Origin of the sequence: Cellulosilyticum sp. ST5 (assembly GCF_046529625.1) — a bacterium.
GTDB classification, from domain to species: domain Bacteria; phylum Bacillota; class Clostridia; order Lachnospirales; family Cellulosilyticaceae; genus Cellulosilyticum; species Cellulosilyticum lentocellum.
Genome location: NZ_CP132338.1, coordinates 436161 through 449995 on the forward strand (window position 1 = coordinate 436161; position 13835 = coordinate 449995).

Genomic DNA, 13835 nt, shown 5'->3' on the forward strand with positions numbered 1-13835 from the left:
ACGAGTTCTTAACGGCTATTATATTTTCTTTCATATTGTGTATATAATGCATAAGCTATAATAGAAAATAGAATAGGTCCGGCAGCTGCAAAGATTGTATCCATTAATTTATTTTTAATAAGGGCAGGCTCGATAATAGAGAAAATATTGGCAAAGCCAATCACACAAGTTACAATAATAGTTGCTGTTAAAGCAATACCATAGCTTTTATAGATTTCAAAGGGTTTATGAATGTGGCTTTTCTTCTTAAAGAAAGGAAAGGCAATAGCTAAAAACATATAAGGAATAGTCATAGCAACATTCGTCATATTAATAAGTGTATTAAAAAAAGCAGAAGCACTTTCACCACCAAAAGAAACAAATAAGATAAGTACACAAACAATAACACCTTGAACATACATAGCATTAAGTGGCATATCATTTTTTAAGGCACCTAATTTGCCCGGCCATAATTTTTCAGGAGTACCTTCAATGAGCTGTTTAAGTGGAGAATAAATAAGTGTAAAGAATGCACCTGTTAAAGCTAAGAACATAGCCAGACCTGTAAGGCGGGCAACAATATTACCTATATTTAAAGCTAGTGAAGTGCCAGCACCAAAGGCAGTAGCTAATTCATACCCTAAGTTTTGCATAATAATATAAGTAACATTAGCGGTATTAACACCTTCATTAGAAAGAACAGTATCCCAATTAATAAAGATACCATTACAGAAAATACCTATGGAGTAGCCTATGGAAATAACAATAGCAGCAATAGCAACGCCCTTAGGAAAAGTTTCTTCAGCTTTATGAGTCTGGTCTACCAAACCACCAACAGCTTCAATACCACCGTAAGCAAAAATAGCATAGGTTAAAAAAGAAAAGATAGAAGGTAAAGTTTGATAATTGGGATTAGGAGACTGATAAAAAGCACGTGTAGCTGTTTGGATAGGTTCAGCAAATTGACCACCATTTAAAGCTAAGACAATAAAGCCACCTAGAATAAGGAGGGCATTTAAAAACATAATGGCAGTACCGCCCACAGAAGCAACTTGCTTAATCCAACTAATACCTTTAGAAGAAATATAAGTTACAATAATAATCCAAAGAACGCCAAGTAGGCCAATAACTTGAGTACTATTTAAACCACCGATGGCAAGAAAGCCAGTACGGTCTTCACCAAATAGTGCATTAGACAAAGGAATCCATATACTAGAAGCTACATTAACTTGCCAAATTAAATAGGAGGCATACCACATAAACGTGCCGATAAAAGCATATTTAGGTCCAATAGAAGCACTCATCCAGGAATAGATTCCTCCTTTTTCTTGCTTAAAGGCAGCCCCATATTCAGCCATCATAAAAGCATAAGGTAAGAAGAAAGCTAGAGCTCCTAGAATATACCAAGGAATAGCACCATACCCCATAAGATAAAAAGCTCTAGGCATATTCGCAAAGCCGTAGACGGAGGTAAAGATCATCAGAACTAGAGAAGTAAGTGTTAGTTTTTTTGTGTTTTGTGTTGTCATAAAGACCCTCCCGGTAATGTATAACATTGAAGTCATTTCAATTATTATGTATTAGCGTGTGCAATAAATAGAAAAAAATACTTTTAATCAAAAAAAACATAAAAATATCATTGACAAATATTCTAGATGTGGTATCATAAATATATCCAAAGGATAATTATTATTATTTAGAAATAAAAATTATCTACGAAATTTTTCAAAAATGGGAGGAAATAAAAATGAAAAAATATGTATGTACAGTATGTGGTTATGTTTATGAAGGTGAAGCAGCTCCAGAAGCTTGCCCAATTTGTAAAGCAGGTTCAGATAAATTTAAAGAACAAGCAACAGAAGGCCTTGTTTGGGCTGATGAACACGTAGTAGGAGTAGCTAAAGGCGTAGATGAAAGAATCATTGAAGGTTTAAGAGCTAACTTTGAAGGTGAATGTACAGAAGTAGGTATGTACTTAGCTATGTCTAGAGTTGCACACAGAGAAGGTTATCCAGAAATCGGTCTTTACTGGGAAAAAGCAGCACATGAAGAAGCAGAACATGCTGCAAAATTCGCTGAATTATTAGGTGAAGTGCTTACAGATTCAACAAAGAAAAACCTTGAAATGCGTGTAGCAGCTGAAAATGGAGCAACAGCAGGTAAAAAAGAATTAGCAACACTTGCAAAACAATTAGGATTAGATGCTATTCATGATACAGTACATGAAATGGCTAAAGATGAAGCTCGTCATGGTAAAGCTTTCGAAGGTCTTTTAAATAGATACTTCGGTAAATAATTAATACATTTAACTTAAACCTTGTATTTTACCCCATAAGGAAATTTAACATTGGAAAGTGGCTACATAAAATGTAGTCACTTTTTGCTATTTATAAAGATAGTTTTTGTGTAAATTAACTTTATAAAGAAAAATAAATAGAAAATAGCATAGCTGTATTAACACTTTGTTAATAAAAATGTAAAAAAATGTTTGTTTATAATAAAACTAATACCAGTTATAATTAAATATATTTTAGGATAAAATATACTACAAAAATAAACAAAAAATAGACTAGAACGAGGATAGGAGAAATCATGACTACTTTAAACACTAAACTTATCAATCAACAAGGGTTACATGCAAGACCAGCTACTTTATTCTGTAAAGAAGCATCACAATTTAAATCAGATATTAAATTAGTATATGGAGATAAAGAAGGAAACGCAAAAAGCTTAATCGCTCTTTTAGCAATGGGACTTACATCAGGAGCAGAACTTCAAGTTGTAGCTGAAGGTGAAGACGAAGAAGCAGCAGCTAAACATATGGCAGATTTCATCGGCACTTTCCAAGAATAATTGCTAGCTTAGGAGGAAGAACATATGAAAAAAGGTATTGCAGCTTCCAAAGGCTATGCAATTGGTAATGTTTTTGTCTATGAAGAGAAAGAACTTATTATCACAGATGAAAAAGTTACAGATATAGCAGTAGAACTTGAAAAACTTCAAGGAGCAGTAGCATTATGCAAAGAGCAACTTGAGAAAATCAAACAAAAAACATTAGAAAATGTAGGTGAGCATGAAGCTGCTGTTTTCGATGCACATCTTCTTATCTTAGAGGATCCAGAGTTTGTAGGCTCTGTAGAAGCTGAGATAAAAAATAATAGTATCAATGCTTTAAAAGCCGTTGAAACAGTTTCAAATAGCCTTGTAAGTTTATTTGAAGCTATTGATGATGCTTACCTTAGAGAGCGTGCAGCAGATATTAAAGACGTCTCTAAACGTATGCTAGCTAATTTAGCTGGACATACAGTTGGTTTAGAGATTTCAGAGGATAATACGATTGTAGTAGCACATGACTTAACTCCATCTGATACAGCACAACTTGATAAAACAAAAGTAAAAGGATTTATTACTAATATTGGTGGTAGAACTTCTCACTCTGCCATTATGGCAAGAACACTTGAAATTCCGGCTGTTGTTGGTCTTGGTGATATTACAAGTGTAGTTAAAAATGGTGATAGAGTTATTGTAGATGGCATTGAAGGAATAGCTATTATTAATCCAGATGAAGCAACTATCAAGGCCTATGAAGCTAAAATCGAAGCTTTTGCAGCTGAGAAGGAAGAACTTAAAAAGCTTCTTAATGTAAAAGTTGTTGATAAGAGCGGCAAACATATTGAAGTATGTGGTAACATCGGTAAACCTAAAGATGCAGATCAAGTATTAGAAAACGGTGGAGATGGTGTAGGTCTCTTTAGAACAGAATTCTTATACATGGACAGAGATGCTGCTCCTACAGAAGAAGAACAATTTGAAGCCTACAAATATGTTCTTGAGACTATGAAAGATAAGAAAGTTGTTATTAGGACACTAGATATTGGTGGAGATAAAACACTTCCCTATTTACCATTACCAGAAGAAATGAATCCGTTTTTAGGTTATAGAGCGATTCGTTTATGTTTAGATCAAACAGGTATTTTTAAAGTACAGCTTAGAGCACTTTTAAGAGCGTCTGTGTATGGTAAGTTAGCAGTCATGTTCCCAATGATTTCAGGAATTGAGGAATTTGAACAAGCAAAAGCTGTGGTAGATGAATGTAAAAAGGAACTTGATACAGAAGGAATTGCTTACTCAAATGAGATTGAGTGGGGAATTATGATTGAGATTCCAGCAGCAGCAGTTATGGCTGATGAACTAGCAAAATATGTTGATTTCTTCTCAATTGGAACAAATGACCTTATTCAATATACTTTAGCAGCAGATAGAATGAGCGAAAAAGTTTCTTATCTTTATAACCCAATGCACCCTGCTGTTTTAAGACTTATTAAAATGACAATTGAAGGTGCTCATAAACATGGTAAATGGGTTGGCATGTGTGGAGAAATGGCAGGAGATGAAGCAGCTATTCCAACACTCCTTGAGTATGGACTAGATGAATTTTCTATGAGCGCAACCTCTATTTTAAATGCTAAAAAGATCTTAATGAATCACTAAAATAATTAATATCGATAAAAGGTATATAAAAGTAAAAATTTTATATACCTTTTATTTTTTTATTTACAATTAGTATACCGAGTGGTATAGTGAAACATATCATATGATAGAGAAAAATAGTAGAGTCATATAAAAATAGGGAGAATCCATGGATAACAAAGAAAAAATTCTAACCTGTGCATTAGAACTCTTTTCAGATAGGGGGTATGATGCAGTAGGTGTACAAGAAATTGTAAATGAAGCGGGAATAACTAAGCCAACTTTATATCATTATTTTGGAAGTAAAGAGGGATTACTTCAGTCCTTATTAACGTTGAAACATGAAGGACTGATAAAAAGGCTTAGCCAAGCAGCAGAGTATAAAGGCGATTTACCTTTAACAATGTATCGGCTTACACAAGCTTATTTTGACTATGCAAAAGAGAACAGAATCTTTTACCGTATGCTACTAGCCATGAGGTTTTATCCTCCGGCTAGCGATGGATATAAAGTGGCAAGGCCACTTGTTAATGAACAGATTCGAGTATTAGAGGAACTTTTTACTAAAGCGTCTATACAGCATGGTAATATGAAGGGAAGGCAAAGAACTTATGCCATTACTTACTTAGGAATGGTCAATGCTTATATTGAATTGCATGACAACGAGGATTCTTTAGAAGAGGATAATCTTATTAGAAAGGCAACACATCAATTTATGCATGGTATCTTCTCTTAAAAGGATAAGTTTGATATAAACAGAAGCTAATGAGATAGATGAAAGGGGTAGAAAAATGGCAGAATGGATTAAAGAGGCAATATTTTATCACATTTATCCTCTGGGATTTTGTGGAGCACCAAGAGAAAATAGTAAAGACTTGATAGTAGAAAATCGCATTTCCCGGGTAATAGAATGGATACCACATCTGAAAAATTTAGGTGTAAATGCTATTTATTTTGGACCAGTATTTGAATCAAGTCGTCATGGTTATGATACAATGGATTACTATCAAATAGATAGACGATTAGGTAGTCATTTAGATTTCAAGGAAGTTTGTAATCAGCTACATGCTGCAGGTATTAAAGTTGTTTTAGATGGGGTTTTTAATCATGTAGGGAGGGACTTTTGGGCATTTAAAGACTTACAAGCAAAAAGAGAACAGTCTCTTTACAAGGATTGGTTTGTTAATATTAATTTTGATGGAAATAGTCCATATAATGATGGGTTTTATTATGAAGGCTGGGAAGGACATTTTGATTTAGTAAAACTCAATTTAACACATCCAGAGGTAATTAGGCATATTTTCGGAGCGGTTAAAAGCTGGATAGAAGAATTTCAAATAAATGGCTTAAGATTAGATGTGGCTTATTGCATGGATCAAGAATTTTTAGGAAAGCTTGTAGCATTTTGTTTAGAACAAGATCAAGAGTTTTGGTTGATGGGAGAAATGATACATGGAGAGTACTCACGTATAGCGAGAAGTGGCTTATTGCATTCAGCAACTAACTATGAATGTTATAAGGGAATCTACTCAAGTCATAATGATAAAAATTATTTTGAGATCAACTATTCTTTAAATCGTTTATTTGGGCAAGGAGGAATATATAAAGACTTATTATTATATAACTTTATAGATAATCATGATGTTAATCGCATTACTAGTAGTTTAAAGAAAAAAGAGCATTTGACAAATGTATATACATTACTTTTTACTATGCCAGGAATCCCCTCTATTTATTATGGAAGTGAGTGGGGAATACTAGGTGACAAGGCAAATGGAGGAGATGAGGTGCTAAGACCTTGCCTTAATTTAAAAGAGTTATTGCAAGAAGATCAAAATATAGTAGAACATATTAGGGGGCTTGCAAGGATAAGAAAAAATTCAGAAGTTATTTGTAATGGTTTATATGAACAAGTATTAGTCAAAAATGAACAGCTAGTATTTGCACGTGTATATCATAATAAGAGAGTATTTGTCGTGCTAAACTTAGCGGAGCAAGAAGTAACATTATATTTTAAAGTAGGGCAAGAAAGTAAACTAAAAGACTTATTACACGATGAAAAGTATTATACTCCAATAGGAGGAAACGTGGGAATAAATATGCCTCCATTTTCAAGTACTGTTTTAGAAGGAAATTACTCTTGAAGAGGATAAGAAAATAAGGTAAGCTATGAGAACAAGATAAATATAGAGAGGGGAAAAGATTTGTACGATAATCTAAGTATAAGAGATGGCCATATGCATACACCATTTTGTCCTCATGGGACTAAAGATACTTTAGAAAGCTATATAGAGAAGGCGATAAAGGAAGGAAGAAGAGAAATAACGTTTACAGAGCACTTTCCTATGCCAGAGGGTGTTACTACAGAGACATTTCGAAGAGAGTGTACATTGTTAGAAGAAGAAATCCCAGCCTATATAGAAGCCATCGGAAGAGTAAAAGTGAATTATAAAGAACGTATAGCGATTCATTTGGGTTTTGAAGTAGACTATATAGAGGGCTATGAGAATAAGATTACAGATACTTTAAATCAGTATGCTACAACTATCGAAGACGGTGTTTTATCAGTGCATTTTGTGAAATTTGAAAATCAGTATTATGCGATAGATTACTTGCCAGACTTTGAAACACTCCTTACTAAGATACAAAGCCTAGAAAAAATTTATGATTTATATTTTGAGACAGTTCTTAAATCTATAGAAGCTGACTTAGGGAAATATAAACCTAAGCGAATCGGACATCCTACGTTAGTTCGTATTTTTAATAAAAAATATCCTATAGCGTATGAAAATGAATGTTTGTTTCAAGCAATCGTTACAGCTCTTAAAGAAAAAAAGTATGAGATCGATTTTAATATGGCTGGATTAAAGAAAGAGTTCTGCAAGGAGACTTATCCTTCTGGCAGACTTTTAGAACTTATAAAAAAAGAGCATTTGCCATTAATATTGGGGTCAGACGCACATTGCGCAGAACAGGTTAAAATAGACCTATCTTCTTTCTAGAAGATAGGTCTATTTTATAAATTATTTTATAAAAAGATTATATAATCAAGTATAACTTTTTATTTAAACATAAGATAATAATTGTGAAAATATAACTATTTTTTTAATAACTATTTACAATTTATATTCAAAATTATATAATAAGCATAAATTGATTGATTAAATTATATTTTTAAGTAAGGAAACTAAATTCTACAGTCGAAGAACATTGAGAAATGGGGGTAGCTTATGAAGAAGAAGCCATTTTTTTTGAAAAAACATGGAATCGATACCAATAACGATACCATAAAATCATTAAAAGTGAATCGTCACAAGTTTAAATTGAAGAATCAACTCATAGCCATTTTTATAGTCATTAGCTTAATCCCTACGTTGATTATTATGGCGATGAGTATGAATATTACAACTCGTTCTACTCAAAATGTCGTTGGAGATTATTCTCAAAAAATAGTGGAGCAGCTCAGTTATAATATAGAAAACTATATTTCTGTGGCTAGGACTACTATGGGTGATATTGTAGGCTTTCAAAAGTTACAGAATTACATAAAGAAAGTCAATCAAAATGATATGGTAGGAGCATCTACTTATTTTGGAGATGTTAAGGAAAGAGTAAGAAGCACTTTGAAAACACAACAAGCTATTTTAGGCTTTTGCGTATTGGTTAATGATAAGAAGATTTATCAAGAAGCTAATATCTCTTTTGATTTTGATGTAGAAGCTTTTTCTGCAAGCGAAGCTTATACAAGAGTTCAAGAAATACCAACTTCTGAATTTTATTGGTTTACATTAGAGGCTGATGGAGAACGAAATATTTATTTGGTTAGAAAAATGCTAAACTCTAATGATACATTATTAATTGCCCTTATGAATAAAGATTATTTAAATGAGCTATTAGAATTAGCAGATCTAAAAAAAGATATATCTATGATGATTGTAGATGCTCAAAATCAAGTTATTACAAGCAATAATAATGGTGTTATTGATGAAAAGCTTATTACTTATATGAGAGAATCATCAAATACAACAGAAACACTTAATCTTTCTGATAATTTGGTAAGCTTCGTAAAGACCAGTAATGGTTGGGGAGTTACTAGTAGTGCAGCTATGGATAGTTTATTAAAAGACTACCATGATGATAGTAGAGTAATCTTTATTGTTGTAGGTGTCATACTATTAGTGGTTATCTTGATAAGCATTCTTATTAGTAGAAAAATTACAAAGCCTATTGTTAAAATGGCTTCATACATGATGCGTGTAGAGAAAGGACAACTTAGTTTTAAACAGGAATTAGAACAAGAATTAGAATATAACAATGTAGAAATGCATATTTTAGTAAAAGGTTTTACGAGTATGCTAAATACCTTAGATAGTATGATAGGTAAAGCTAAAGCAGTTACTTCTTCTGTATATGAGCATACGCAGTCACTTCAAGATATGGCACAGGATACAAGTTTATCAGCAACAGAAGTAGGAAAGACAATTGAATCTGTAGCATTAGGTGCACAAACTCAGAACAAGGAAATAGAAGAATCTGTTACACTTATTAATGTGCTTTCAAATAATATTAATAAAGTAACAGATTCGATGGAACACATTAGGAAAGCTTCTAAACAAACAATGAGTATGAGTGAAGCAACTAAAATACGCCTAACGGATCTTTATAATGGAGCTCAAAATACTATTCGAATTAGTGAGAAAGTAAGCGAGTGTGTGCAAGAATTAGGTGAAGAAGCAGAAGGAATTCATAAGATTTTGGATATGATTCAAAATGTTAATGGACAAACAAATTTACTTGCATTAAATGCTGCCATTGAAGCAGCTAGAGCAGGAGAAGCTGGAAAAGGCTTTGCTGTCGTTGCAGATGAAGTAAGAAAGCTCTCAGTACAAACAGAAAGTGCTATATCTAATATAGCGAGTACACTGCAGATTATCGAAGAAAAGAAAAAGCTTACTTTAGAACAATTAATGATGGCCCTAGAAGTATTTAATAAACAATTACCAATGGTAAATGGTGTAACAGAAATATTCACAGATATTGATACTAAGATGAAAGAAGTGGATATTTCACTTAATAATGCCCATCATATGATTGGTAAAGTAGTAGAAGAGAAAGAAGCAGTAGAAAAGAAAATGAAATATATTGCTCAAGTTGTAGAAGAAGCTGTAAGTGTTACAGAGGAAGTTAGTGCTGAAACAGTTGAACAAATTGAGGCATCAAAAAGTATTACACAATTAGCTGATGAATTAGCGCTAACGGTTGAGCAACTTGAAGAAAGCTATAAGATGTTTAATTAAGAATTCTATTGGTAAAAATACATAAAAAAATAATTTAAAAAATATTATAAAATATATTGATTTTTTAATAAAAGACGTATAAAATGAAAATATAGAAATTGGAAACGATTTCGATGTTTATATTGTATAAAACAAAAAAATGGATATTACGATATAAATCAAATATGACTAAATTATTATTATAAAATAGTATAAGATTAGTGTAATGTATATAACCAAAAACAGCATGAGTAACTAGAAAAAAGCACATAACCTTGGGAACGATACCGTATCATAATAATTTAAAGGTAAAATCAGTATAAGTTATGATCAAAGTTCTTATGGCTTATATATAGTTATAAGAGTTTGATATAGATGAAGTAATTAATTATTTAAATGGGCGAAAGTCCAAAATAAGGGGGATATTTATGAGTAAAAAATTATCACTTGCAATGAGTATGGCATTAATCGGTGCAATGAGTGTATCAATGGTTGGTTGTAATAAAACAACACCAACATCAGAATCACCAGCGCCAGCAGAAACACCAGCTGAATCAGTAGCACCATCAGAAGCACCAGCAGAAACACCAGCTGAAGCTGAAGTACCACAACCAGAAGATGGCGCAAAACTTACTCTTTGGGGTGCAGCAGATGACCAAGAAATGTTAACACAAATGGCAGATGCTTTTAAAACAAAATATGCTGACAAAAACATTGAAATCACTTTACGTGTAAATGGCGAAGATACAGCTAAAGACGAAGTTCAAAAAGACTTAGATGCTGCAGCTGACGTTTTCTCAATCGCTCATGACCAACTTGGATCACTTGTTCAATCAGGAGCTATTTATGAAAATACTCTTTTTGCTAAAAATGTAACAGATAATGATTCAGAAGGTGCTATTACTGCAGCTACATATGATGGAAAAATCTATGGTTATCCAAGTGCTTCAGAAACATACTTCTTATACTATGATACATCAATCTTTAAAGCAGAAGATGTAGCATCTCTTAACACTATTCTTGATGCACAAGTACCAGATGGTGTAACAAAATTTGGTTTTGATATGGGTAATGCGTACTTCTCAGGAGCATTCTTCTTAACAAATGATTGCCAATTATTTGGTGAAACAGGTGCAGATGAAACAGTTTGTACATTCAACAATGCTGGTGGTTTAGAAATGGCTAACTTCATTGCTGGATTAAAAGCTAAAGGTGCTGCAGCATTAGATGACGCTGCTGCTGGTACTCAATTCGAAGCTGGTAAATTAGGTGCATATGTAGGTGGACCATGGAAAGCAGCTGATTACAAAAAATTCTTAGGTGATCGTTATGGTGTGGCTAAATTACCAACAATCAACACAGGATCTGCTGACAAACAAATGAAATCATTTGCTGGATACAAATTATATTGTGTAAAATCTAATACACAATATCCAGTTGCAGCAATGACACTTGCAGACTTCTTAACAAATGAAGAAAATCAAATTAAGAGATTTGAAATGAGACAACTTCTTCCAACAAATAAAACAGCAGCTTCAAATGAAAAAGTTACTTCAGATGCAACAGTAGCAGCAACACTTGCTCAACTTGAATTCGGTGTAGCAATGCCATCTGTTCCTAAAATGAGTAACTTCTGGACTCCAACAGGTGCATTCACAAAAGATGCATTTGATGGTAACATTCAAGCAGCTGATATGCAAGCTAAACTTGATAGCCTTGTAAGTGATATCCTTCAATAATAGGATTGCTTAAAACTAAATGATATGAGTAAACAATATTTGTTGCGACTTTAGTTGCAGCAAATATTGTTATATATGCATATTATTCTAATACTGACTGAATGGAGGAGCTTGTATGAGTGAAGTAGCAGTTGAAAAAACTAAAAATCAAAGACCCAAGAAACAAAGTACCAATATCTTCTCAGTATTTGCAAAAGGAGATGCATTAACTAAGCTTTCCTTCCTGATCATGGGAAGTGCAAATATTGCTAGAAAACAATTTTTAAAAGGAATCATTTATTTAATAGCAGAAATAGCATTTATCTATTATATGGTTGCTATAGGTGTAGATAAATTAATAGGATTTACAACATTAGGAACCCAAGCACAAACACAGGTATATGATGAAGTTATTAAAATTAATAGAACAGTACCAGGAGATAACTCCATGTTGTTCTTAATTTATGGCGTAGCAACATTAGCTATTATCCTTGTATTTATATTACTTTATGTAAGTAATGTTTATAGCGCTTATAAATTACAAAAGTTGATTGAAGCAGGCAAACCTGTACCAACATTGAAGCAAGAAATAAAAGAGTTATTTGATAAACGTTTCCATGTAACCTTAATGACACTTCCTGTTATTGGTATCATGGTGTTTACAGTACTACCACTTTGCTATATGATTTTAATAGCATTTACTAACTATGATATGGATCACCAACCACCAGGACAATTATTTACTTGGGTAGGACTTGCAAACTTTGGTGAAATGCTTAACCAAGGTTCGAAATTTGGTGCAACTTTTGGACCAGTTCTAGGTTGGACATTAGTATGGGCAGTTGTTGCAACCTTCTCTAATTATTTCTTTGGTATTGTCTTGGCACTTATGATTAATAAAAAGGGAATTAAACTTAAGAAAATGTGGCGTACAATATTTGTTATAACAATGGCCATTCCACAGTTTATTTCTTTATTAATCATGAGACAAATGCTTAATGATTATGGGGTTATTAATGTTGCTTTACAGAATTTAGGATTAACTTCTAAAGCTGTTCCTTTTTTGACGGATCCAACATTAGCACGTATATCTGTTCTTACTGTTAACTTGTGGGTAGGTATTCCTTACACAATGCTAGTAACTACAGGTATATTAATGAATATCCCTAATGATTTATATGAAGCTGCTGAGATTGATGGAGCATCCAAGTTGAAAGCATTTACAAAAATTACAATGCCATATGTTGTTTTCGTAACAGCACCTTATTTAATCACACAATTTATTGGTAATATAAATAACTTTAATCTTATTTACTTCCTTACAAAAGGAGAGCCTATGACGACAGATTATTACTTCGCAGGAAAGACAGATCTCTTGGTTACATGGCTCTATAGATTAACAGCTGATAGAAAAGATTATAGTAGAGCATCGACTATTGGTATTGCAGTCTTTGTATTATCCGCAATATTTGCCTTGATCGCTTTCCGCTTTACATCATCTAATAAGCAGGAGGAGGATTTCCAATGAGCAAAAATAAAATGGGTATGCAAGCCAAAAACAAAATTAGTAACACAGCAGTGTATGCTATATTAACAATCTTAAGCATTATATGGATAATACCTATTGTATGGATTATCCTTACCTCTTTTAGAGAAGAGCGAGGTGCTTTTGTCAATTATATTATTCCTAGAGGCTTTACTATTAATAATTACATTAATTTGTTCACTAATACCACATTTCCATTTGGAAAATGGTTTATGAATACTTTTATTGTTGCAGTAATTTCATGTATTTTAAGTACCTTTATTAATGTGTCAACGGCATATGTTATGTCTAGATTGCGTTTTAAACTTAGAAAAGCTTATATGAATTTTGCATTAATCATAGGTATGTTTCCGGGATTTATGTCCATGATAGCAGTATACTACATCTTAAAAGCAATTAATCTTACTCAAAGTTTAACGGCTTTAGTATTAGTATACTCAGCTGGTGCAGGTATTACTTTCTACATAGCAAAAGGTTTCTTTGATACCATTTCCAGAGAAGTAGATGAAGCTGCTATGTTAGATGGTGCTACTAAAGCACAAGTATTTACCAAGATTGTTATACCTCTTTCAAAACCAATCTTAGTAAGTACAGCACTTCAAGCCTTCATTACCCCTTGGATGGATTTCATTTTTGCTAAATTCATCATGGGTGATAATTATGAAAAATACACAGTAGCTATTGGTTTATTTACAATGGTTAGTAAAAAAGATAATATGGATCCATATTTTACTATGTTCGCCGCTGGTTGTGTATGTATCGCTATTCCTATTGTACTTTTATTTACATACTTACAAAAATACTATGTAAGTGGTATTACTGGAGGAGCCGTTAAAGGATAGGTGA

Annotated in this window: 11 protein-coding genes; 10 read left to right on the top strand and 1 reads right to left on the bottom strand. The window is 32.8% G+C overall.

The annotated features are described in order from the left end of the window. Positions 1-8: 8 nt before the first annotated feature. The gene (yjeM, locus tag QTL86_RS02040; protein ID WP_013657959.1) at positions 9-1508 is read right to left on the bottom strand and encodes a glutamate/gamma-aminobutyrate family transporter YjeM; all 1500 of its coding nucleotides are present in this window, start codon (positions 1506-1508) and stop codon (positions 9-11) included. Between the two features lie 218 nt (positions 1509-1726). Here yjeM and QTL86_RS02045 point away from each other — a divergent pair, with 218 nt between their 5' ends. The 10 genes from QTL86_RS02045 (at position 1727) to QTL86_RS02090 (ending at position 13831) form a co-directional block, all read left to right on the top strand. Next, a complete protein-coding gene (locus QTL86_RS02045) occupies positions 1727-2275 on the top strand; it encodes an NADH peroxidase (RefSeq protein WP_013657958.1) in 549 nt (182 codons plus the stop codon). A gap of 296 nt (positions 2276-2571) precedes the next feature. Continuing rightward, entirely contained in the window at positions 2572-2832 is a 261-nt protein-coding gene (locus QTL86_RS02050) for an HPr family phosphocarrier protein (protein ID WP_013657957.1), read from the top strand. A 24-nt stretch (positions 2833-2856) separates the two neighbouring features. Beyond that, a complete protein-coding gene (ptsP, locus tag QTL86_RS02055) occupies positions 2857-4470 on the top strand; it encodes a phosphoenolpyruvate--protein phosphotransferase (protein WP_013657956.1) in 1614 nt (537 codons plus the stop codon). A gap of 148 nt (positions 4471-4618) precedes the next feature. Further along, positions 4619-5185 carry a TetR/AcrR family transcriptional regulator gene (locus tag QTL86_RS02060; RefSeq protein ID WP_013657955.1) on the top strand — a complete coding sequence of 189 codons (567 nt, stop codon included), beginning with the start codon at positions 4619-4621 and terminating at the stop codon, positions 5183-5185. A gap of 55 nt (positions 5186-5240) precedes the next feature. Further along, a complete protein-coding gene (locus QTL86_RS02065) occupies positions 5241-6593 on the top strand; it encodes an alpha-amylase family glycosyl hydrolase (RefSeq protein WP_013657954.1) in 1353 nt (450 codons plus the stop codon). 60 nt (positions 6594-6653) lie between these two features. Further along, positions 6654-7451 carry a histidinol-phosphatase HisJ gene (gene hisJ / locus QTL86_RS02070; RefSeq protein ID WP_127067343.1) on the top strand — a complete coding sequence of 266 codons (798 nt, stop codon included), beginning with the start codon at positions 6654-6656 and terminating at the stop codon, positions 7449-7451. A gap of 228 nt (positions 7452-7679) precedes the next feature. After that, positions 7680-9746 carry a methyl-accepting chemotaxis protein gene (locus tag QTL86_RS02075; RefSeq protein WP_127067342.1) on the top strand — a complete coding sequence of 689 codons (2067 nt, stop codon included), beginning with the start codon at positions 7680-7682 and terminating at the stop codon, positions 9744-9746. A gap of 407 nt (positions 9747-10153) precedes the next feature. Next, positions 10154-11464, top strand: a complete 1311-nt coding sequence (locus QTL86_RS02080; protein ID WP_127067341.1) for an extracellular solute-binding protein — start codon at positions 10154-10156, stop codon at positions 11462-11464. Between the two features lie 115 nt (positions 11465-11579). Continuing rightward, positions 11580-12971, top strand: coding sequence for a carbohydrate ABC transporter permease (locus QTL86_RS02085; protein WP_127067340.1), 1392 nt, complete (start codon positions 11580-11582; stop codon positions 12969-12971). Beyond that, positions 12968-13831, top strand: coding sequence for a sugar ABC transporter permease (locus tag QTL86_RS02090; protein ID WP_013657949.1), 864 nt, complete (start codon positions 12968-12970; stop codon positions 13829-13831). Before QTL86_RS02085 ends, QTL86_RS02090 begins: the two co-directional genes overlap by 4 nt. Positions 13832-13835 lie beyond the last annotated feature (4 nt).

Coding starts and splice junctions, on each gene's coding strand:
- QTL86_RS02065 (WP_013657954.1), top strand. CDS start 5,241: ATGGCAGAATGGATTAAAGAGGCAATATTTTATCACATTTATCCTCTG.
- QTL86_RS02080 (WP_127067341.1), top strand. CDS start 10,154: ATGAGTAAAAAATTATCACTTGCAATGAGTATGGCATTAATCGGTGCA.
- QTL86_RS02075 (WP_127067342.1), top strand. CDS start 7,680: ATGAAGAAGAAGCCATTTTTTTTGAAAAAACATGGAATCGATACCAAT.
- QTL86_RS02060 (WP_013657955.1), top strand. CDS start 4,619: ATGGATAACAAAGAAAAAATTCTAACCTGTGCATTAGAACTCTTTTCA.
- QTL86_RS02045 (WP_013657958.1), top strand. CDS start 1,727: ATGAAAAAATATGTATGTACAGTATGTGGTTATGTTTATGAAGGTGAA.
- yjeM (WP_013657959.1), bottom strand. CDS start 1,508: ATGACAACACAAAACACAAAAAAACTAACACTTACTTCTCTAGTTCTG.
- QTL86_RS02085 (WP_127067340.1), top strand. CDS start 11,580: ATGAGTGAAGTAGCAGTTGAAAAAACTAAAAATCAAAGACCCAAGAAA.
- QTL86_RS02050 (WP_013657957.1), top strand. CDS start 2,572: ATGACTACTTTAAACACTAAACTTATCAATCAACAAGGGTTACATGCA.
- ptsP (WP_013657956.1), top strand. CDS start 2,857: ATGAAAAAAGGTATTGCAGCTTCCAAAGGCTATGCAATTGGTAATGTT.
- QTL86_RS02090 (WP_013657949.1), top strand. CDS start 12,968: ATGAGCAAAAATAAAATGGGTATGCAAGCCAAAAACAAAATTAGTAAC.